The organism is Lentimicrobiaceae bacterium, assembly GCA_020636745.1.
In the GTDB taxonomy this organism is placed as follows: domain Bacteria; phylum Bacteroidota; class Bacteroidia; order Bacteroidales; family Lentimicrobiaceae; genus Lentimicrobium.
Map to the genome: position 1 here is coordinate 165,386 of JACJXH010000007.1, position 21,259 is coordinate 186,644.

General features: G+C 41.6%; 16 protein-coding genes. 10 read left to right on the forward strand and 6 right to left on the reverse strand.

Going from position 1 to position 21,259, the window contains the following annotated elements:
- Nucleotides 1-27: 27 nt before the first annotated feature.
- Genes H6541_11610 through H6541_11625 form a run of 4 tightly spaced genes read right to left on the reverse strand, consistent with a single transcriptional unit; the run spans nt 28 to nt 3,729 of the window.
- Nucleotides 28-399 (reverse strand): hypothetical protein, encoded by a 372-nt coding sequence (locus H6541_11610; protein MCB9016435.1) that lies wholly within the window; start codon nt 397-399, stop codon nt 28-30.
- A gap of 4 nt (nt 400-403) precedes the next feature.
- The gene (locus H6541_11615) at nt 404-598 is read right to left on the reverse strand and encodes an AtpZ/AtpI family protein (protein MCB9016436.1); all 195 of its coding nucleotides are present in this window, start codon (nt 596-598) and stop codon (nt 404-406) included.
- Nucleotides 599-614: 16 nt separating this feature from the next.
- Complete coding sequence (locus H6541_11620) at nt 615-1,010, reverse strand: polymer-forming cytoskeletal protein (protein MCB9016437.1); 396 nt, start codon at nt 1,008-1,010, stop codon at nt 615-617.
- Between the two features lie 31 nt (nt 1,011-1,041).
- The gene (locus H6541_11625; protein ID MCB9016438.1) at nt 1,042-3,729 is read right to left on the reverse strand and encodes a tetratricopeptide repeat protein; all 2,688 of its coding nucleotides are present in this window, start codon (nt 3,727-3,729) and stop codon (nt 1,042-1,044) included.
- A gap of 292 nt (nt 3,730-4,021) precedes the next feature.
- Here H6541_11625 and H6541_11630 point away from each other — a divergent pair, with 292 nt between their 5' ends.
- The 3 genes from H6541_11630 (at nt 4,022) to rseP (ending at nt 7,494) form a co-directional block, all read left to right on the forward strand.
- Complete coding sequence (locus tag H6541_11630) at nt 4,022-4,933, forward strand: M23 family metallopeptidase (protein MCB9016439.1); 912 nt, start codon at nt 4,022-4,024, stop codon at nt 4,931-4,933.
- Between the two features lie 10 nt (nt 4,934-4,943).
- Nucleotides 4,944-6,113 (forward strand): 1-deoxy-D-xylulose-5-phosphate reductoisomerase, encoded by a 1,170-nt coding sequence (locus H6541_11635; protein MCB9016440.1) that lies wholly within the window; start codon nt 4,944-4,946, stop codon nt 6,111-6,113.
- A 61-nt stretch (nt 6,114-6,174) separates the two neighbouring features.
- A complete protein-coding gene (rseP, locus tag H6541_11640) occupies nt 6,175-7,494 on the forward strand; it encodes an RIP metalloprotease RseP (GenBank protein MCB9016441.1) in 1,320 nt (439 codons plus the stop codon).
- Between the two features lie 380 nt (nt 7,495-7,874).
- On the opposite strand, the gene H6541_11645 is transcribed toward rseP, so the two are convergent.
- Entirely contained in the window at nt 7,875-8,768 is an 894-nt protein-coding gene (locus tag H6541_11645) for a YitT family protein (protein MCB9016442.1), read from the reverse strand.
- Between the two features lie 46 nt (nt 8,769-8,814).
- Complete coding sequence (locus H6541_11650) at nt 8,815-9,741, reverse strand: YitT family protein (protein ID MCB9016443.1); 927 nt, start codon at nt 9,739-9,741, stop codon at nt 8,815-8,817.
- Between the two features lie 587 nt (nt 9,742-10,328).
- On the opposite strand from H6541_11650, the gene H6541_11655 reads away from it, so the two are divergent.
- The 7 genes from H6541_11655 to H6541_11685 all read left to right on the forward strand — a co-directional run bounded on the left by H6541_11655 (nt 10,329) and on the right by H6541_11685 (nt 21,122).
- The gene (locus tag H6541_11655) at nt 10,329-11,312 is read left to right on the forward strand and encodes a type IX secretion system membrane protein PorP/SprF (protein MCB9016444.1); all 984 of its coding nucleotides are present in this window, start codon (nt 10,329-10,331) and stop codon (nt 11,310-11,312) included.
- A gap of 112 nt (nt 11,313-11,424) precedes the next feature.
- Nucleotides 11,425-12,780, forward strand: a complete 1,356-nt coding sequence (locus H6541_11660; GenBank protein ID MCB9016445.1) for an SUMF1/EgtB/PvdO family nonheme iron enzyme — start codon at nt 11,425-11,427, stop codon at nt 12,778-12,780.
- A gap of 90 nt (nt 12,781-12,870) precedes the next feature.
- Nucleotides 12,871-13,728 (forward strand): gliding motility protein GldL, encoded by an 858-nt coding sequence (gene gldL, locus H6541_11665; protein ID MCB9016446.1) that lies wholly within the window; start codon nt 12,871-12,873, stop codon nt 13,726-13,728.
- 47 nt (nt 13,729-13,775) lie between these two features.
- Entirely contained in the window at nt 13,776-15,338 is a 1,563-nt protein-coding gene (gldM, locus tag H6541_11670; protein ID MCB9016447.1) for a gliding motility protein GldM, read from the forward strand.
- A 153-nt stretch (nt 15,339-15,491) separates the two neighbouring features.
- Entirely contained in the window at nt 15,492-16,349 is an 858-nt protein-coding gene (gene gldN, locus H6541_11675) for a gliding motility protein GldN (protein ID MCB9016448.1), read from the forward strand.
- 111 nt (nt 16,350-16,460) lie between these two features.
- Entirely contained in the window at nt 16,461-18,554 is a 2,094-nt protein-coding gene (recG, locus tag H6541_11680; GenBank protein MCB9016449.1) for an ATP-dependent DNA helicase RecG, read from the forward strand.
- Nucleotides 18,555-18,659: 105 nt separating this feature from the next.
- Complete coding sequence (locus H6541_11685) at nt 18,660-21,122, forward strand: phenylalanine--tRNA ligase subunit beta (protein ID MCB9016450.1); 2,463 nt, start codon at nt 18,660-18,662, stop codon at nt 21,120-21,122.
- Nucleotides 21,123-21,259 lie beyond the last annotated feature (137 nt).

The window sequence follows — 21,259 nt, forward strand, 5'->3', positions numbered from 1 at the left end:
TCAGTGAAATTATATTGAATTTCAATTTTACTTTCTAAGGAAAAAGGTGACCTCAAATGCAGTGAAAATGACGTAAAGAATAAAAAAACTGATAATAAAGTTAACCGCATCAGGTTTATTGGTGAAAGCATAAACAACAATAACGATGAGGTAGCCCAGCAGTCGGATTATGGAATTTGCCATGAATGCTGTAACAAAACCGGAGGGAGTGCTTTCAATTTTTTTTTGCAAAAAATAAAATGAAATCAAAGTTGCGGCAGTGAAGAATACGAGAAGATAGGGTAGGGCAGGGCTAATAAATGAAGGTGGAATTACCAGCATGGCTGCTATAATTGCCATACCGGTAATGGTTGCCATAATCAGCAGCTGCTTTGAAAACAATCTTAATTTCTGATTCATTGATTTATTTATTGATGTCAGTTATTTCTTTAATAAGCAACCAGATTGATCCGGCAACAGCAATAAGAGAGAAAAGGATTGTAAAAATGGGTATACCCAGATTTAACCATTCATCGGTAAGATAACCGCCAAACGCACCCACGGCAATCAGCACACCCATTTGTACAGCCAGGGCTGAATACCTGGCGTAATTGGCCATAGGGTTGCGCCCTGGTTTATGCTTCCTGTGGTTTTTCGGCATACATTATCGGCGCTTCCTGTTGGTTCTGATTGTCCATGCTGCATGAACCATTAAATTTTGCGCCCGGTTCTATGGCCAGTTTGCTGGTGTATATTTCACCTGACACAACGGCGGTGGCTTTAAGTGAAAGAAGTTCTTTTACGATAATCGTTCCGGAGGCCCGGCCTTCGATATCAGCATTGATACATTTAATTTCACCTTCTATGGAGCCGGTAGAGCCTAAAATTACTTTTCCTCCGGCTTCAACATTGCCATTTAATGAACCATCGATTCTTATATTTCCATTTGATTGTATGTCGCCGGTAATAAATGTTCCTGATTGAATCAGGTTGGCTGATGATGGAGGCTCGGGTATTGTGTTCTTGGCCATGTTGGTACTTGTGTTTTAAAACGAAAGAAAGTTAATCTTTCAAATAGTTTTTATTGAAAAACTGCAGGTATGCATCCGTGTTTTTTTCTTTAAAGAAAACCGGATAGTTTTCAGCAGAAATAAGGAACTGTACAAATGTACCTTCTTTTATGCCTGAAAATACATATTTGTCTTCCTTTATTCCATTAAAATAGCGCTTCGCTTTGTCCAGATCGCCGAAGCTGCTGATGGTTATCATTTGCCGGTTGTTGTCAAGTAATACACTGTTGACCTGTAGGTTGTCAACGCTGTAATTTTTTGTATTAAAATCAGTAATTCTGACTTTGGTTCCATAAACATTAACAGCAGACCCATCCACCACCAGGGCATAAAAATGGGTGGCAGTTGTGTTTACTTTATACATAGAGTAATCAAGGGGCTTTGCTTCGGCCTGACCATTTGAGGAGTTGCTTTCTCCTTCTTTCAATGCTGTTATGCTGCCATCGGGGCTAACAGGCCCAAGTAATCTGCGTGCCATGTCAACTACATCGCTTGCAGGGTAAAGCGCTATTAACCTTGTAAGTTCCGCTTTCATGGTATCAGCATTTTCGGTTTTCCCGCGCGAAAGAGCTCTGATGAAAGCGAATTTAGGCATCAGATTTACATCGGTGTATTTTGAGAGTGCTTCGTTGCTGTATATGATGGCTGTTCTGAATTGCTTTCTTTCAAAGGCAACATATGTTTCTTCATATAATGATTTTACCCTGTTGCGGATGGCTTCCAGCTCAACATTATAATTCGGGTCAATCAGTATTTTTGCATAATCGCTCTCCGGAAAGTTCTGAATAATCAGATCTTTGTGATATGACATTCTTGTTGAGTCGCCCATATCACGAAAGGCACGGTATAAATGATAATTGGCCTGAAGAGCGTTTTTGTCTTCAGGAAACCTGGTAATCAACTGGTGAAACGACTCGATTGCTTTAGGTTTGTCAAACAGCTCTTCCAGGAAAATAATGCCTGAATTAAACAGCCCGTCAGCAATTAAACCATTACTGGCCGTTAATTTTTCAGGAGTTGTAGGTAAGTCTTTCAGGTAGGTAGCGCGGTTTTTCATGTCTGAGCTGCCTTTGCCTCCTTCGGATGCTGTTTGCGTTGAATCAGCCGGAGATTCTCCCGATTCATCAGCAATTGGTTCGATATTCACCTCTCGCTTGTTGCTCAGACGCCAGTTGTCTTCCAGCCTTCTTCTGCCCCATTTGCGCGTAAACTCGCTGAAGCCCATGCTGATAGCTGATGGGTTGTAAAAATACCAACCACCTCCGCCAACTGATGTAGTACCTTTGGTCGGATCAACAATTTGCCGGCCCTGAAGTCCTACGCCTGACATCATTGCGAGCTTTTCCTCTTCTTCTTTTCTTTTAGCTTCTTCTTCTTTTTTGATGTATTCGGCAATTGCCTTGTCAATTATTTTATTTCTTTCTGCTTCAGGCATTCCGGCAAGGTTTTGCAAACTATCCTGCACATGGATTGTTTGCAGGTTGATCACCAGTCGGGTGAGGATGTCGGTTTTTTCTGCAATTTTTTCGTAGTCCGGAAAGTCTTTAGGCAGAAACATCATGGCACTGTCGTAATAGGCCTGCGCCAGCCTGTAATCAGGCCTTTTAAAATATTTATCGGCCAGCCTGAGCGAAGAGGTTGACTTTTGGTAGTCATTTGAAACACTGCTGGCAACTGACTTGCGAAGGTATTGAACTTCGAGAGTGTCGTTTTTGTCTTTCAATGCGATTTCGGCCAGGGCAAAATAAATCTGATCGTTAAAATCCTTGTTTTTGGCGTCTCGCAGCATTTTTTCGAGTTCCTTAACAATGAGCCTTTTATCGCCGCTGTTGGCATTGTAAACTCTTGCCAGGTTGATGCGGGCATTAAAAGCCATTTCAAAAGAAGCCGAACCTTTAATCACCTTTGTATAATATTCGCCTGAACGGTTGTCCTTACCTTCCTTTTGATAAATCTGGCCCAGGATAAAGTTAATGCGTGTGCGGAGTTTTCCGTTTGAGTTAAGAGGTATGGCTTTTTCAAGAAATTCGCGGGCTTGTCCATATTTTCCCTGTGCAATAAACATATCAGCATAAGCAAGGGGTAAATCTTTGCGAACAATCCAGGGAAGTAATTGCCCGACAGATTCAGAAGAGATCAGATCATAAGTAGTGATGGCCTTGTCGTATTGCTTCAACTGTTTATAGGTGCGTCCCATCCAGAGCATGGCTTCGTATTTAACGGGCTCGTCGCTATATTGACGGCTAACATATTCAAAGGCTCTGCGGGCTGCATTGTAATCCTGTTTGTAAAAATTGGCTTTCCCTATCAGCATATAGCTGTATATCACCCATCTCACATGTTCCTTCTTGTCGAAAACCATGGAATGACGCTGAATGACCTTTGAGGCTTTTTCAATAGCTCTGTCCATATTTGGATTGATGGCCTGGGCATTGCTTTGTGTGCCGAAATTATAAACCGGCAAAACCGATGTGTAATTATCGCGGGCACTTTTTCTGAGTTCAGATATACCATCTTTAAGGCTTTCATTTCCGTTCCAGTATGCATTATAATGCGCTGTAAGGTTATGATAAGCTCTTCTGGTAAATGTATTCTTCTTGGTTGAACAGGCTGTTACCAACAAAAGGCTTGCGAATGCCCAAAGAAATATTGTACGGGGTTTAATTAAATTTGCAGTCAAGGATATACCGGTTTACAGTTCCATTAATTAACTGATAATTTGCAAAAATATTTTATTTTTTCGAATCGGACTGTGCCAAACGCAAATATATGTCTGTTTCTGCAAATATGAAAGGCTAAAATTATGGAAGCAGAGTTGTTAAGGAAGCAGATTAATTACTGGTGTTGGCTTTCAGATGTCTTTATTTATGAAGGGCAATCTGATATTGATTATGCAAAGTTAAAGGCTTAAACTTCATGGCAGTACTTTTTTTCCGATATTTGCAGCTGATTAGAATTTTTATACCGTTTACATGGCTTCTAGAAAATCCGGCGTGAATGCTGATGCTGAGAAAAAAGTCCGCTGGTACCACAAACTCAGGGATAAATACAGGCTCATCATTCTGAATGAAGACACTTTTGAGGAAAAACTTTCCTTCAGGTTGTCGCGTCTGAATGTGTTTGTAGTTACAGGTATGCTGGCCATCATCCTGGTTTTTCTTACTTCCTATCTCATAGCTTTTACTCCGCTTCGCGAATATATTCCCGGGTACAAGGATACCAATATTCAAAAAGATTTGTACGAATTGCAGCTGAAGTCAGACTCTATTGAACAGGCCGTAAGAGCAAAGGATTTGTATATTAACAATATGCGCAGGGTTTTGCTTGGTGAGGAGCCTTCTGATATCTCTGCTGAGCAACCAAAGTTGGATTCTGTAGGGCGTGCCCGGTACGCTGGCATCGATAATAAAAAGTCTAAAGATGATTCATTACTCAGGGCTGAATACGAAGCACAAAATCTTTATAATCTGAAAGTTGGTGAAAAGGATGCGGTTCGCCGCAATCTGCCGTTAAGCAAGCTTAATTTCTTTACACCGCTTAAAGGTTCTGTTACCAATAAATTCAATGCTTCACAGCAGCATTATGGAGTTGATATTGCAGCTGCACGAAATGAAGCCGTAAAGTCAACTTATGACGGAACGGTTATTTTCTCGGAATGGACTGCTGAAACCGGTCATGTAATTGCCATTCAGCATGCCGGCAATGTCGTGTCTGTTTATAAGCACAATTCAGTGCTCTTGCGTAAACAGGGTGCGTTTGTGAAAGCAGGTGAGTCTATTGCAATAGTGGGCGAATCAGGCGAATATTCAACAGGTCCGCATCTGCATTTTGAACTGTGGATCAACGGTTCGCCAGTTGATCCTGAAAATTACATGGTTTTTTGATTTAAAGCATATTCAATTGAAAAAGCGTTTGGCAATACTTGGGTCTACCGGCTCAATTGGTACACAGGCTCTTGAAGTGGTGAGACAACAGCCTGAAAATTTTCAGATTGAAGTGCTTTCTGCATTCAACAGTGCAGGGCTGCTGATTGAACAGGCTGTGGAATTTAAACCCAATGCCGTTATAATTGGGGTACCTGATCTTTATGATAAAGTTGCCTCTGCTTTGCAGCCTCTTGATATAAAAGTGTATGCAGGTGAGGATGCTTTGTGCCAGATTCTGGAAATGGAATCTATTGACATGGTGCTGGTTGCATTGGTTGGCTATGCCGGCCTTAAGCCTACCCTCAGCGCCATTGCTGCCGGAAAGCAAATTGCCATTGCCAATAAGGAAACTTTTGTTGTGGCAGGCGAACTGGTTACCCGTTTGGCGCAGCAAAAAGGTGTGAATCTGTTCCCTGTCGATTCTGAGCATTCCGCAATTTTCCAGTGTATGGCCGGCGAGTTTCAGAATCCTATCGAAAAAATATATCTTACTGCCTCTGGAGGCCCTTTCAGAGGGAAAACACATGAGTTTCTTTCTACTGCAACCAGGGCCGAAGCATTAAAGCATCCAAACTGGAATATGGGCTGCAAAGTTACCATCGATTCAGCTACACTGATGAATAAAGGGCTGGAGGTAATTGAAGCCCGTTGGTTGTTTGGGGTGCCTGCTGATAAAATTGATGTGGTGGTGCACCCTCAGTCAGTCATTCATAGTATGGTTCAGTTTGAAGATGGCTCCATAAAGGCTCAGATGGGCCTGGCCGATATGAAACTCCCCATTCAGTATGCACTGTCTTATCCAACACGTTTAAAAACACCAGGCGCTCGTTTTAATTTTGCTGACTATCCGAATTTAACTTTCGAAAAGCCGGATACTGAAAATTTCCGGTGTCTGAGTCTTGCTTATGAAGCGCTTCGTACAGGAGGCAATATGCCCTGTGTGTTAAATGCGGCTAATGAAATTGCAGTCAACAGCTTTCTAAAGGATAAAATTGGTTTCCTGGAAATTCCAGACATCATTGCATCATGCATGGCTAAAGTACAGTTTATTGCTAAGCCTGATATTGAAGCCTATGCTGCCACAGATAAGGAAACCAGGGCCTTGGCTTCCAGCCTGGCCGGACATTCTCCAGCTTAGCTTTTAAACCTTCACCCAAAAATATTGTTTAGTCAAATTAATTAATCTTTCAGACGTTCAAATGGAAATTCTCGTAAAAGCCGCCCAATTATTGCTTAGCCTCTCTATACTGGTTATTTTTCATGAATTCGGGCATTTTATTACAGCTAAAATATTTAAAACACGTGTTGAAAAGTTTTATCTTTTCTTCGATCCATGGTTTTCATTGTTTAAGTTTACCAAGGGAGAAACTGAATATGGTCTTGGCTGGCTTCCATTGGGTGGCTACGTCAAGATTTCAGGAATGATTGATGAATCAATGGATAAGGAGCAAATGGCCTTGCCTCCCCAGCCATATGAATTTCGTAGCAAGCCATCGTGGCAGCGCCTGATTATTATGCTTGGGGGCGTTTCGGTAAATATCCTGCTTGCCATTGCCATTTATGTGGGAATGCTTTGGGCCTGGGGCGAGCAGTATTTGCCTACTTCTGAAGTAAAGTATGGTATAGTCGCCGATTCAGTCGCTCAGGAAATGGGGTTGCGGAATGGCGATAAGATATTGTCGGTTGATAATGAGAAAGTTGAAGACTTTTTCAAAATTCCGGGAAGGATTATTCTGGATAATGCCAAAACCATTCAGGTCGAACGCAATGGTGCGCCTTACACGGTTCAAATTCCCGAAGGTTTTTTGGCCAAACTGCTCAAACACCAGTCGCCTGATTTTATTAATGCCCGTATGCCATTTGTTGTTGAAGGCTTTTCAAAAGGTTCAGCTGCTGAAGCTGCCGGAGTAAAAGCCGGCGACAGAATTATTGGTATAAACGATACACTGGTAGCCTTTTTTGATGAATTCAGAAACGTGATTCCGGCTTACAAATCACAGGAAATCAGTTTAAAGGTTGTGCGAAATGCCGATACGCTCAAGTTAAATGTAATGGTTCCTGAAACCGGACTTATCGGAGCGTTTACCAATCCAGCCAAACATTTTAATTTCAGCGATAAAAATTATTCTTTGTTGGCTGCTATCCCGGCCGGATTTGCCAAAACCTGGAGGGGCGTTGGTAATTACCTTAAACAATTGAAGCTTTTATTCTCTCCTGAGGTTAAAGCCTACGAATCTGTTGGTGGTTTTATTACGATTGGCAATATTTTCCCATCGGTTTGGGATTGGCAGGCTTTCTGGAGCCTTACTGCTTTTCTCTCCATTATGCTGGCAATTTTAAATGTATTGCCTATTCCGGCTCTTGATGGTGGCCATGTGATGTTTCTGATGTATGAAATGGTAACTGGCCGTAAACCTTCTGATAAATTCCTTGAGTATGCTCAGATTGTTGGAATGGTGCTTTTATTTGCCCTTCTTATTTTTGCCAATGGGAATGATATTGTAAAGCTCTTCAGGTAGCCTGAATCTGCAAACGGATGAAAGCAGACATGACAGGATTTAATATTCCTTCATGTCTGTTTTTTTGTAGTGCAATTTTTTTGCAATAAAATGTGCGAGAGCGATCCATGACAGGATGATGGCTTTGGTACAAAATCATTGCTTTTGCCAGTTTTTTTGGGCGGGCAATTCCAGGGTTGAAAAAATCAGAAGGCAACTTCATTGCGATGTGAAGCAAGTTGTTGCCTGTTTTTATCTCAGGGTAATGTCATTTTGTTTTCTCTGTGAACCCAATGGCAGATAAGATCCATTTCAGATGTGGAGATCAATTATCACCAGCCTGATATTACATGGCTGGCTTCAGGCTATTGGATGAATTTCAGAAAGGGTTTGTATGAAGTTTAGTCCTCCAGTTTGTCTTTTAGCGATTTAAATCCTTGGCCAAGTATTTCATTGGCATCCATTACTGTGACAAAAGCCTTTGGATCAGTTTTGTTGATAAACTCTTCAAGCATTGCTAACTCGCGGCGATTTACAACAGTAAAGATTACTTTTTTACTGGTGCCGTTATACATGCCTTCCCCATTCAGAAAAGTTCCGCCGCGATTGAGGTCATTGATTATCTTATCGCGAATGGCTTCATGTTTATCCGATACAATTAATATTGTTTTCTCATATGAAACACCTGATAAAACAGCATCAATAACTTTGCCCATCACAAAAATGGTAATCCATGAGTAAAGAGGTATGCGCCAATCGCCAAAAGCGATAAAACCAAATAATACGATAACAGAATCAACGCCCATCATTAACTGTCCGAGGGGCAGATGAGTATATTTGGCAAGTATCATGGCAATAACATCTGAACCGCCTGAAGTGGCTTTAGATTTAAAAATGAGCCCTACACCTACGCCAACCAGCGCGCCGCCAAATATGGACGAAAGAAGCGGATCATTTTCGACCAATGGTTTTAATTCTGAAAAATAGGAAAGTACATCAACAAAAACTGAAGTTGAAATGAAACCCGTTACTGTTTTTGCGCCAAAACGCGGACCCAGAATGCGGGTTCCGATAATGGTAAGTGGTATGTTAAACGCGAGCGCTGTCATGCCCACCGGTAGCCCAAGCAGATGGTGAAGGACAATGGAAATGCCATATATGCCACCCGGAACAATTTTATAAGGGACAATAAAATACACATAGCCCACTGATACAATCAACGTGCCTGCAATAATCAGTGAATAGGCTATAAACCACTTTTTGGTAAAGAGCTTTTCCTTTTGTAAAAAAGCCATGTATGAGAAGTTAGATTTAAGTTTCTGTTGTTTGTGAATTCGGTTTTTACTCGGAAATTTTCTCTTTCAACGACTTAAACCCTTCTCCAAGAATTTCGTTAGCGTCCATCACTGTAACAAATGCTTTAGGATCAACCTGATGAATGTATTCTTCAAGAATAGCTAACTCGCGACGATTAAGAACGGTAAAAATGATGGTTTTTTCTGAATTGTTAAACATCCCTTTACCGGGGATATAAGTTCCGCCCCGGCGTAAATCATTGATGATCTTATCTCTGATAAGTTCGAATTGATCAGAGATGATAATCAGGCTTTTGTCATAGCTGACACCCTGCATGGTAATGTCAATGACTTTGCCGGTTACAAAAATAACAATCCATGAATACAAGGGGATTTTCCAATCCTGAAAAACAACCAAAGCAAGAAGAACAATGGCCGAGTCAACGTAAATCATAAGCTGGCCAAGTGGTAAGCGGGTGTATTTGGCAATAATCATGGCTACAATGTCGGAACCGCCTGAAGTAGCCTTGGATTTAAATATCAGTCCCAGTCCAAAACCAATCAGCACTCCGCCAAACACACAGGCCATAAGGATGTCGTCTGCCAGCCCCAGGGGGTCTTGTTCACCAACCACCATAGTTAGCAGATCCATAAAAACGGAGGTTAAAACAAATCCAAGGACAGTTTTAACGCCAAAACGCGGCCCGAGTATTTTAATTCCCAGAATCGTTAGCGGAATGTTCAGTAACAGGCCAAACAAGCCGATGGGTATACCGGTAGGCCAGAATGAAAAAAGGCCTCTCGAAAGATGATGTACCACAATGCCGATGCCATATACGCCCCCGGGAACTATGTTATAAGGGTTGATAAAAAAAACAAAACCTGCTGCCAGTATAAATGAACCAACTACAATTAATGTATTTGATATAAACCACTTTTTCGAAAAAAGCTTCTCTTTTACAAGAAATGTCATGTTAGTTTATTGTTAATGAGATGAATATATATTTGAATCAGGGGCTGCAAAGCTATGGAGATTTTTTAAATTTTCATGCCATCCCGTTAAATAATTGGCATAACCGGCATGGGATAATTGATGTTCTTTAAGGAAAAATATTGTTGTTAAATTCTGTGATTTATTGAGTCATTCATTGCATCAACCATTTTGATCTTAAAATCTCATGAAATCTCAAATGTGCATGTCGTTGAAATTTATGAAGTTCAGTAGCAGACTTTGTAAAGCATTTTATTATTGGGAAAGCAGAAAGTTTTAACTGGAATCCTGCGAAAAAACAAAGAATGGCTGTTTTTTTTTCATCGGAGGCCTCATAAGCAACATCTTTTTTTACATAACTATCATTTGGAAAGCTGAAAGTATTACTTTTGTGTCTAATTCGGATAAATAAATCGGCAGCTATAAAATAAAACTGCTTTTTTAAGGTTAGTAACTTTGCTGTTTCGGGAAATACGGCAAATATTTTTGTGGTTGGCCCGTAAGATTCATACAGCGATTTAAAATCAAACCTGAGCAAACAGTTTTTCAATTAGCGGATTGATTATAAAATGATAAGCTTAACTAAACAGTCTTTCTTCAGGAACCTGCTCAAACCAGTAATTTTACTGGTTATTTGTGGTATGTTGCCCTTTGGGGTATCTGCACAGCAGGAACCCCAGATTACACTGAATATGTTTAATCATATGGCTGTCAATCCCGGTTATGCCGGATTGCGCGACGCCATTTGTGTAACCGGAATTATTCGTCAGCAATGGATGGGTATTGAGGATGCCGAAGGAACCAAAGTTTCTCCGGAAACTTATGTTATTTCCGGCGATTCTCCTGTGAGACTGCTCAGAGGTGGCGTTTCAGCGGTTGTGATGCAGGATAAAATAGGCTATTTTAAAGACGTTTATGTTAAGCTGGGCTACGCTTACAACCGTTCATTGGGAGATGGAGAGCTCGGAATCGGTTTCAACGTTGGATTCTTAAACAAATCGCTTGATTTCTCTAAATTTAAACCTGTTGACGCCGGAGATCAGCTGCTTCAGGGAGGCAATGAAAGTACCATGTTTACCGACCTGGCAGTTGGGGCATTCTATATTCAACCCAATGGATTATACATGGGGCTGTCGGCAACCCAATTGCTGGAAGGCTCAAGGCAGCTCGGAACCGGTACCGCCGGAACTGAGTTTAAACTTCGCCGGCATTACTATGCAACAGCCGGTTATGAAATCTCATGGATTCGTAACCCTGCTTTTGTATTGATTCCGGGGGTTTTTGCCAAATATGACGGATCAACCATTCAACTGGATTTTAATACTATTTTACAGTATAATCAGAAATTCTGGGGCGGATTGACCTACAGAATCCAGGAAACTGCTGCTGTAATGGTAGGAATGAAAGTTAAAGATATAAGTTTTGGCTATGCTTATGATATCCCTCTTTCCAGAATCGGAGGAGCAGGAAGTCATGAAGTTATGGTAAGATATTGCTTCAAACTCGAATTGGAGAAAGCGCGCAGAAGTTTCCGCAACACGCGTTTCTTATAAACGAAATTTGGAATAATACACATTATAACTATTTTTGTCGGTTCAAAAAAATCGGTAACCTAAAATAAACCTGAGGTAAAAACCGTTATTTGCATTAAAATCAGTAACAAACATGAAAAGACTCTTCAACTACCTCATTGCTGCCGTTATTCTGAGTAGCTGTGGCAATTCAGGAAACGGCGAACTCGTAGGTGTTTCTAAGCGTGAGAAATTTTATCAGCCCGATCCTTATGGTATGGCTTATATTCCTATGGGAAGTTTTACCATGGGTGTTGGCGATCAGGATGTGCCTTATGCCCATATCAACGATCCTCGCACAGTATCCGTGAGTGCTTTCTACATGGACGAGACTGAAATTACCAACAATGAATACCGTCAGTTTGTTTTTTGGGTACGCGACTCCATAGCACGTCGCAAACTGGGTGAAGTAAAGGAAGAAGAATATCTGATTACTGAAAATAAAAAAACAGGCGAAACCTACGATCCTGCTTTTCTTAACTGGAAAACTGAAATCAAATGGAATGGTGAAGAAGAGCGCGAAGCCCTCTCTGATATGTTTCTGCCTGAGCATGAGCGTTATTTCCGCCGCAAAGAAATTGATACCCGTAAACTTTTTTATGAATATTACTGGGTTGACCTTAAAGCTGCCGCCGGTAAAGATTTTTCATCCGGAGATCCTATCAATGCTGGCCTGGCCAATCGTCCTCAGGGCTTAAAAGACCGTTCACTCTATGTTCGCAAAGAGGTTATCAATGTTTATCCCGATACACTTGCCTGGATTCATGATTATGCCTATTCATATAATGATCCTATGACTGAGCGCTATTTCTGGCATCCTGCCTACGATAATTATCCTGTAGTTGGAGTAAACTGGAAACAGGCTAAAGCTTTTAGTATCTGGCGCACCGAATTGCTGCGTGCATACCTCAACAGCAGAGGAAATGCCGTAGTGAATGAGTTCAGGCTCCCTACCGAAGCTGAATGGGAATGGGCTGCACGTGGTGGCAATTCATTCAGTCCATATCCTTGGGGCGGGCCATATACCCGCAACGAAAAGGGATGCTTCCTCGCTAATTTTAAACCCCTGCGTGGTAATTATGTAGATGATGGCGGACTTACTCCGGTAATTGTAGCCCACTATCCTGCCAATGATTTTGGATTGTACGATATGGCTGGAAATGTTGCTGAATGGACCAATGATGCTTACGACGAATCATCCTACAATTTTACCTGGGATATGAATCCGGCATACAGTTATAATGCAAAAGACAGCGATCCCCCCGCACTCAAAAGGAAAGTTGTGCGCGGCGGCTCTTGGAAAGATATTTCTTATTACCTTCAGGTTAATGCCCGTACTTATGAATTTCAGGATACTGCCAAAAGTTATATCGGATTCCGTTGTGTTCAGAATTTTATGGGACGACAGAAAGATGATAATCCTGCCAGAGCATCAAAAATTTATAACTAATCGGGATTACTTTTTTGCTTAAGTATGATCAATTTGGGATTGGACTAAATATTTAACAAACACTAAATCAACAAATTAACACTTAACATCATGGGATTGAACAATTTAGTCAGAGGTAAGGGGTTCAGAAACTTCATGGCAAAACTATATGGATGGGGAGCAGCCGTAGTTATTCTTGGAGCTTTGTTTAAAATTAATCACTATACCGGAGCTAACGAAATGCTTATTGTTGGTTTGGGAACAGAAGCCCTGATTTTCTTCTTTTCAGCTTTTGAACCACCACATGTTGAACCAGACTGGAGTCTTGTTTATCCAGAGTTAGCCGGTATGTATCATGGCGGTGAAGGTACTAAAGGACCCAAAGGAAAAACTCCTACTCAGGAACTGGATGGAATGCTTGAAAAAGCAAAAATTGGTCCTGAACTGATTCAAAGTCTTGGTAATGGCCTGCGCACACTCAGTGAAAACGCCGGCAAAATGGCCGATATGTCAAGTGCTGCTGTTGCTACCAATGACTATACAAAGAATCTGACCAATGCATCTAAATCTGTAAACGAACTGTCTGTTTCAATTGCTAAAGCTTCTGAAACTTCAAATCAACTGGCTGCTACTTATCAGCAATCAGCTCAAACCTTGTCAAAATCAATTGAAAAATTTGATTTTGCTGGTCTTGATAACAAAACATACAGTGAGCAATTGCAGAAAATCTCAAGTAATCTTTCAGCCCTCAATGCTGTATATGAACTTCAGCTGAAGAGCTCAAACACGCATGTTGAAGATACCAATAAACTTCATGCCAGCATCAACCAGTATCTGAGTAATATCAGTGGTTCGAGCGATGATATGAGCCGTTACAGACAGGAACTCGATAATTTAACCAAAAAGGTTTCTGCACTCAACAACGTTTATGGCAATATGCTTGCTGCTATGAATGTTAACGTTAAGTAACGCGGGCTATTCACAGATTTTCTTACAAAACTTATTAAATAAAAATTATGGCTGGATACAAGGAGACACCGCGACAAAAAATGATCGCGATGATGTACCTGGTGTTGACTGCGCTACTGGCTTTGAATGTTTCTGTTGAGATTATTGAGGCTTTCGTTATTGTAAACCGAAGTATTGAGGGAACCAATGAAAACCTCAAATCCAGGAACAGCGAAACCTATGCAAGGTTTGAACAACAGAATCTGTTAAATGAAGCAAAAGTGGGTCCTTTCTGGGCTAAAGCTAAGGAAGCAAAAAAGCTTTCCGACGATCTTGTTTCATTTATCGAACAAGCTAAATATGAGGTTATTGCCAAGTCTGAAAGAAGTACTGTTGAAGCTGTTCGTGATATTCCTCTCGGACAGATAGAATCTAAAGATAAGTACGACGAATCAACCAATTATTTTATCGGAAACTCACAGGATGGTTCGAAAGGAAAATCCAGGGAGATTAAAGATAGAATTGAGCTCTATAAAAAAGAGATTGTAAATTTACTTGATGAGCAGGACAGGGCCGGTATTAAACTTGGACTGGATACCGAAGGTCCTTTCCGCGATGCCAGTGGCGCAAAACAAAATTGGGAGATGCATAATTTCTACCATATTATTCTTGCTGCCAATGTAACTTTTCTCAATAAACTGATTGCAGACGTCAGAACCATTGAAGGTGACATTGTTACCAAACTCTTCAACTCTGTTTCAGCGAATGACTTTAAAACAGATCAGGTTGCTGCCAGAGTAATCCCTAATTCGAAACTCGTTTTCAAAGGTGATAACTACGAAGCCGAGATTATGGTTGCGGCCATCGACTCCAAGCAAAATCCCGAGGTTATCATTGGCGGAAGGCAACTCCCTGCTGAAGGTGGTATTGCAAAGTATACTGTTAGCGCAAATGCTACTGGTTTACAAACCTATCGTGGTACCATGAAAGTTAAAGGCCCTGATGGAGAACCCAAAGAGTATCCTTTTGAGGAATCTTATTTTGTAATGACTCCTTCCTTAACAGTGGCCCCTACAAAAATGAACGTTTTCTATGCCAATGTTGAAAATCCGGTTTCTATTGCAGCTTCAGGTATTCCCGAATCGCAAATCTCTGCCGACATTTCAACTGGTACAATCAGACGTGCTCCTGATGGGAAAAACTGGATTGTTAAAGTGCCTCTGGGCTCAAAAGCAACTGTTACGGTTAAGCATAATGATGGCAAAACAACCCGTAATATGGGGAGTGCTGAATTCCGTATCAAACGTGTTCCGGATCCAAAAGCTTATATTGCCAATACTGATGGCGGTCCTGTAGCAAAAAATATGTTGCTTGCTTCAAGAGCTATTATTCCTAAAATGCCCGAAGATTTCGACTTTGACCTCAACTTCGAAATTGTTTCCTTCAGCTTTGTTGGAATCAAAAGTGGTGATACTTTCGAGCGTCCGGGTAATGGAAATCAGTTGACCCAGGAAATGCAGAATTTTATCTCAAACTGTAAAAGAGGACAGCGTATCTGGCTCGAAAATATCATGGCAAAAGGCCCTGACGGAAATCGTAAGTTAGGTACAATCAGTTTGATAATACAATAATAGTTCCTGGATAGTCGTTTATTTAATCCCAATCCGGTTGGGTATTAATCAACCTTGCCGGATTGGAATTTAAAGAAAATATGCCGGTTTAGCGGCCAAAAATTGAAATTCTGGTAGTCGGGTTCGGCTTGCCACAAACAAATAAGTTAACGGATGAAAAAAGTATTTGGTTTTCTTGCCATTGTTTTATTGATGGCTGGTTTTGCAAAAACAAGTATCTCTCAGGTGCTCGATAGCCCACCGCGCGATGGTATTTACGATAAGAAAGTTACCATTGAGAAGAAGCCTATTACCTATCCGTGGGTACGTGAGGCTGATGTTATCTGGAGCAAACGTATCTGGCGCGTGATTGACCTGCGCGAAAAAATGAATCAGGCTTTTTATTATCCTGAAGTTCCTCATAACGATTTACGCAGCCTTATGCAGGTGCTGATGGATGCCTTAAAGGAAGGTACCATTACAGCCTACGATGCTTCTTCTTCAACCGACGAATTCCTGGTTCCTTTAACTTATCAGGAAATCATGAACAGACTCGAACGAGTTGATTCTGTTCCTATGCAACGTCCTTACCCGCCTTACGACTGGTATGATACCGTTATTTCTGTTAAATTTAATCCTTCAGATGTTAAACGGTTCAGAATCAAAGAAGACTGGTTTTTCGATAAACAGCGCTCGGTTATGGAGGTTCGCATTTTAGGTATTTGTCCGGTGCGCGATAATTTTGATGAAAATGGCCTTTTCAGGGCTTATGATCCTCTCTACTGGATTTATTTCCCCGAAGCCCGTCAGGTGTTGGCTAAAGCTGAAGTCTTCAATAGAAATAACAGCGCTGCCCGCAAAACTTATGATGATATCTTCTGGAAACGTATGTTCACCAGCTATATCTACAAGGAAGACAATGTATACGATAGACGAATTTCTGACTATGCAACCGGAATTGATGCTTTGATGGAAGCCGACAGGGTTAAAAATGACCTGTTTACTTTTGAGCATAATCTCTGGGAGTTCTAGAAATTATCAAAATATTGTAAACCGCCCTGTTTTATAAAGCCGGGCGGTTTTTGTTTTATGGTCACCCGCTATATTGTATATTTGCCTTTGAGTTTTTAAACCGTTCATTTAGTGGTGAATTTACTTGATACTCCTGTTGAATACCTGAAAGGTGTAGGACCTTTGAGAGCCGAGATTCTGCGCAAGGAAACCGGAATACGAACCTTCGGCGAACTTCTGCTTTATTACCCTTTCAGATATGTTGATCGCAGTAAATTTTACACCGTAGCCGAGGTGAACACTGATACTGCATGGCTTCAGTTAAAAGGGAAAATCACCGGAATGCAAACGTTAGGGACCGGTCGGGCCCAGCGTTTGGTAATGAACTTTCGCGATAATACCGGAGAGATTGAATTGGTTTGGTTTCAGGGCGTTAAATGGATTAAGGATAAGGTAAAGCCCGGAAAAGAGTTTATAATTTTTGGGAAACCCAATTACTTTAACGGGCGGTATAACTTTACGCATCCTGATATCGAACCAGCCGATGAGGAGATACTGATTCAGAACGAACCGCTGCAACCCTATTATCCAACTTCCGAAAAGCTTAAAAGCCGTGGATTTACTCCCAAAAATTTTGCACGGATTATGCGGAACCTGCTTCAACTGGTTCAATATGTTATTCCTGAAACGCTCAATCAGAACCTTCTGTCGGCTCTCAAATTAATGCCTCGGGCAGAAGCATTGATCAATATTCATTTTCCGCGCAATCCACAGGCTTTAGCCAAAGCGCAGGAACGGTTGAAATTCGATGAGCTCTTCTTTATTCAGTTGCAGTTGCTCCGGCTCAAATATGTGAGAATGGAGAAAGTGCATGGCCGGGTTTTCAGCCATATAGGTGCTTATTTTAATTCATTTTATCATCAGAATCTTCCTTTTGAACTTACCAATGCCCAAAAAAAAGTGGTGAAGGAAATAAGAGCCGATTTGGGAAGTGGTAAACAAATGAATCGTTTATTGCAGGGAGATGTGGGAAGCGGAAAAACATTGGTTGCGCTTATGTCGATGCTGATTGCGCTTGACAACGGTTGCCAGGCATGCCTTATGGCTCCCACAGAAATTCTGGCTACCCAGCACTTTAAAACCATTGGTAAAATGCTGGCAGGTTTGCCTGTTGAAGTGGTGTTACTGACTGGATCAACCAAAAAAGCGAACAGAAAAGTTCTGCACGAAAAACTTCAGGACGGAACTTTACATATACTGATTGGTACCCATGCATTGATTGAAGATCAGGTTAGATTTCAAAATCTGGGTTTGGTTGTGATTGATGAACAACACCGGTTTGGAGTGGCGCAACGTGCCCGTCTGTGGGAAAAAAGTCAGATTCCACCACATATCCTGGTAATGACAGCGACTCCTATCCCACGTACTTTAGCCATGACACTTTACGGTGATTTGGATGTTTCTGTAATTGATGAATTGCCACCCGGCCGAAAGCCTGTCAAGACCTATCACTTTTTTGAAAAAGAAAGACTTCGGGTTTTTCGCTTTATGAAAGACCAGATTGCTCAGGGGCGGCAGATTTATGTGGTTTATCCTTTAATCAACGAATCGGAATCACTCGATTTGCAGGATTTGATGGATGGCTTTGATACCGTTTCAAGGTATTTCCCCTTGCCCGAATACCAGATAAGTGTGGTGCATGGTCAATTGAAGGCTGCCGAGAAGGAGAGTGAAATGCGCCGCTTTATCGAAAAGAAAACCCAGATTATGGTGGCTACTACTGTGATTGAAGTTGGTGTTGATGTTCCAAATGCTTCGGTTATGGTTATTGAAAATGCTGAACGATTCGGTTTGTCGCAGCTGCATCAGCTTCGTGGAAGAGTGGGAAGGGGCGCCGACCAGTCTCACTGTATTCTTATGAGTAGTTACAAGCTTACTGCTGATGGCCGAAAACGTCTTGATACAATGGTAAAAACGACTGATGGCTTTGAGATAGCTGAAGTGGATCTTCACCTGCGCGGCCCCGGTGACCTTCAGGGTACACAGCAGAGCGGACTGGTTGGACTTAAACTGGCGAGTCTGGTGAAGGATGAGAAATTGCTGAAGATTGCCCGCGAATTTGCCCACCGAACCCTTACTGACGATCCCGAATTGAAAAAGCTGGAAAATCTTCCTATGCTCAGATACCTGCAGATAAGCGCCAATGACTGGGGGAAGATTAGTTAATATTGAAATATTTGCCAGCTGATAGCCTGCAGATTGCCCGATTTAATTTTTACCCATCTCATTCCCCAATTATCCTTAAATTTGCCCTTCCTTAAACACAATACAATGAAGATTTCATACAACTGGCTTAAAGAATACATCAATACTAACCTGAGTGTTGAACAAATTTCGCTGTTACTAACGGATATTGGTCTTGAAGTGGAGGCCATTGAAACTTTTGAGTCGCTTAAAGGCGGATTAAAAGGGGTTGTTACCGGCGAAGTGAAAACCTGCGAACGCCATCCGAATGCTGATAAACTCAGTGTTACCACTGTGGATGTTGGTGCGCCTGAGCTGTTACATATCGTTTGCGGAGCCCCCAATGTGGCTGCAGGACAAAAAGTAGTTGTTGCTACCATCGGAACCATCATTTATAAGGGTGAGGAATCATTTGAAATCAAGAAATCAAAAATCAGGGGCGAACTGTCAGAAGGAATGATTTGTGCTGAGGATGAGCTCGGTCTTGGTAACTCGCACGATGGCATTATGGTGCTTTCTCCTGAAGTTGAGGTTGGCATGCCTGCTGCTGACTTCTTTGGAATCAGCAACGATTTTGTTTTTGAGATCGGGTTAACTCCTAACCGCGCTGATGCAGCTTCACATATCGGAGTTGCCCGCGATTTGGCAGCAGCTATTGTGGCCAGAGGTTTAGAGACTAGCGGTGTTAAACTGCTAACACCTGATGTGTCTGATTTTAAGGTTGATAATCTGTCACTCCCGGTTGAAGTTGTGGTGGAAGATGCCGAAGCCTGTCCAAGATATTCAGGAATTACGGTTTCAGGTGTCAAAGTTGGTCCTTCTCCGGAATGGATGGTTAACAGGTTGAAAGCAATCGGAATCAGGCCCATCAACAATATTGTGGATATTACCAATTATATTTTATTTGAGTACGGCCAGCCTTTGCATGCTTTTGATGCTAAGGTTACAGGAAGTAAAGTCATAGTTAAAAAACTTGCCGAAGGAACTCCTTTTGTAACCCTTGACCAGGCTGAACGTAAATTGGGCGCAGGAGATCTGATGATTTGCAATGCAACAGAGCCCATGTGTATTGCGGGTGTTTTTGGAGGCGCAAAGTCAGGCGTAACTGAGTCAACAACGGCTGTTTTTCTCGAAAGTGCCTGCTTTAACCCGGTGTCGGTGCGCAAAACATCAAGGTTGCATATGCTTAAAACTGATGCCTCGTTCCGTTTCGAGCGTGGCACTGACCCTGAAATTACAGTTATTGCTCTAAAACGTGCAGCTATGCTCATCAAAGAGATTGCTGGTGGGCAAATTTCTTCTGATATAGTTGATGTTTATCCTTCACCTGTTGAACACAAAAAAGTAAGCCTCACTTTTGATTATGTAAATCGTTTTGTTGGTCAGGATATTCCTGCTGAAGATATTAAGGTGATTCTTTCCGGACTGGGCATCAACATGCTGGAAACAAGTGATTCAGGTCTGGAGATTGCCGTGCCTCCTTTTAAGGTTGATGTGACTGGTATTGCTGATGTGATTGAAGAAATTCTCAGGATTTATGGTTATAACCGTATTGAAGCCGGAGATGGCCTGCATTCCAGCATTTCATATCATCAAAAGCCTGATAGGGAAAAACTACAGAACATTACTGCCGATTTTCTAACAAGCAACGGCTTTAATGAAATTCTGACCAATTCACTCAGTAGTTCAATTTATTACGAAGGCAATGCCTGGTTTGAGCAGGAGAAAAGTGTTAAAATACTGAACCCGCTTTCACGCGAACTGGATACCATGCGCCAGACACTGTTATTTAGCGGGCTTGAATCGGTTTCTCACAATCTGAATCGCCGCCAGTTGAATCTTAAATTCTACGAATTTGGATTTGTGTATGAATTAACCGGTGCCAATGTAAAGGGTGATGTTAATCGTAATTACCGTGAACATAAGGAGCTGGCTTTGTTTATGACAGGAGCGCAGCTGCCCGAAAATTGGTATGTAGCTGAGAAAAAATCCGACTTTTATGCGCTCAGGGCTTTTGTGGCCGGGGCTTTGCGAAAAGCCGGCATCGAAATGAGCCGTCTGCAGCCTGGCGGAAATTTGCCTGCATATCTGACAGTAGGTGAAGTGTATCAAATGAATGGAAAACCTTTATGTGCCATTGGTCGTTTAAACGAAAAGCTGCTAAAGCAGTTTAGCATTGCTCAGCCCGTATTTTATGCTTGTATTCACTGGGAAAATCTGGTTCATGCTGTCAGAAAGCATACAGTTTCCTATCGCGAAGTGCCTAAATTTCCGGAAGTTCGCCGCGATTTGGCACTGGTTCTTGATCAGTCAGTCAAATATTCAGAAATAGAAGCTATTGCTTTTAAAACCGGGAAACAATTGCTCAAAAGAATTAACCTCTTTGATGTTTACGAAGGAGATAAAATTGAGTCCGGTAAAAAATCATATGCCATTAGTTTTATTTTGCAGGATGAAAATAAAACCCTGACCGATAAGGATATTGATAAATTTATGGACAGGTTGGCCGAAGTACTGGAAAAAGAAACAGGTGCAAAGGTGAGGCGTTAAGCCGGATATAAAAGCCGGATTTGGCTGAATCAACAATGATGCTTTGGCTATAAATGTAGCGCATTCTTGAAAATCTCCTTATTGCTGCTTTATTTAAGTCTTTTATTGTTTCGTAAAAGGAGTAATGGGATTGTATT

What these genes read in the sequence shown, in the direction of transcription:
- H6541_11610 (MCB9016435.1), bottom strand. Translation starts at nt 399, where the DNA reads ATGAATCAGAAATTAAGATTGTTTTCAAAGCAGCTGCTGATTATGGCA.
- H6541_11615 (MCB9016436.1), bottom strand. Translation starts at nt 598, where the DNA reads ATGGCCAATTACGCCAGGTATTCAGCCCTGGCTGTACAAATGGGTGTG.
- H6541_11620 (MCB9016437.1), bottom strand. Translation starts at nt 1,010, where the DNA reads ATGGCCAAGAACACAATACCCGAGCCTCCATCATCAGCCAACCTGATT.
- H6541_11630 (MCB9016439.1), top strand. Translation starts at nt 4,022, where the DNA reads ATGGCTTCTAGAAAATCCGGCGTGAATGCTGATGCTGAGAAAAAAGTC.
- rseP (MCB9016441.1), top strand. Translation starts at nt 6,175, where the DNA reads ATGGAAATTCTCGTAAAAGCCGCCCAATTATTGCTTAGCCTCTCTATA.
- H6541_11645 (MCB9016442.1), bottom strand. Translation starts at nt 8,768, where the DNA reads ATGGCTTTTTTACAAAAGGAAAAGCTCTTTACCAAAAAGTGGTTTATA.
- H6541_11650 (MCB9016443.1), bottom strand. Translation starts at nt 9,741, where the DNA reads ATGACATTTCTTGTAAAAGAGAAGCTTTTTTCGAAAAAGTGGTTTATA.
- H6541_11655 (MCB9016444.1), top strand. Translation starts at nt 10,329, where the DNA reads ATGATAAGCTTAACTAAACAGTCTTTCTTCAGGAACCTGCTCAAACCA.
- H6541_11660 (MCB9016445.1), top strand. Translation starts at nt 11,425, where the DNA reads ATGAAAAGACTCTTCAACTACCTCATTGCTGCCGTTATTCTGAGTAGC.
- gldL (MCB9016446.1), top strand. Translation starts at nt 12,871, where the DNA reads ATGGGATTGAACAATTTAGTCAGAGGTAAGGGGTTCAGAAACTTCATG.
- gldM (MCB9016447.1), top strand. Translation starts at nt 13,776, where the DNA reads ATGGCTGGATACAAGGAGACACCGCGACAAAAAATGATCGCGATGATG.
- gldN (MCB9016448.1), top strand. Translation starts at nt 15,492, where the DNA reads ATGAAAAAAGTATTTGGTTTTCTTGCCATTGTTTTATTGATGGCTGGT.
- H6541_11685 (MCB9016450.1), top strand. Translation starts at nt 18,660, where the DNA reads ATGAAGATTTCATACAACTGGCTTAAAGAATACATCAATACTAACCTG.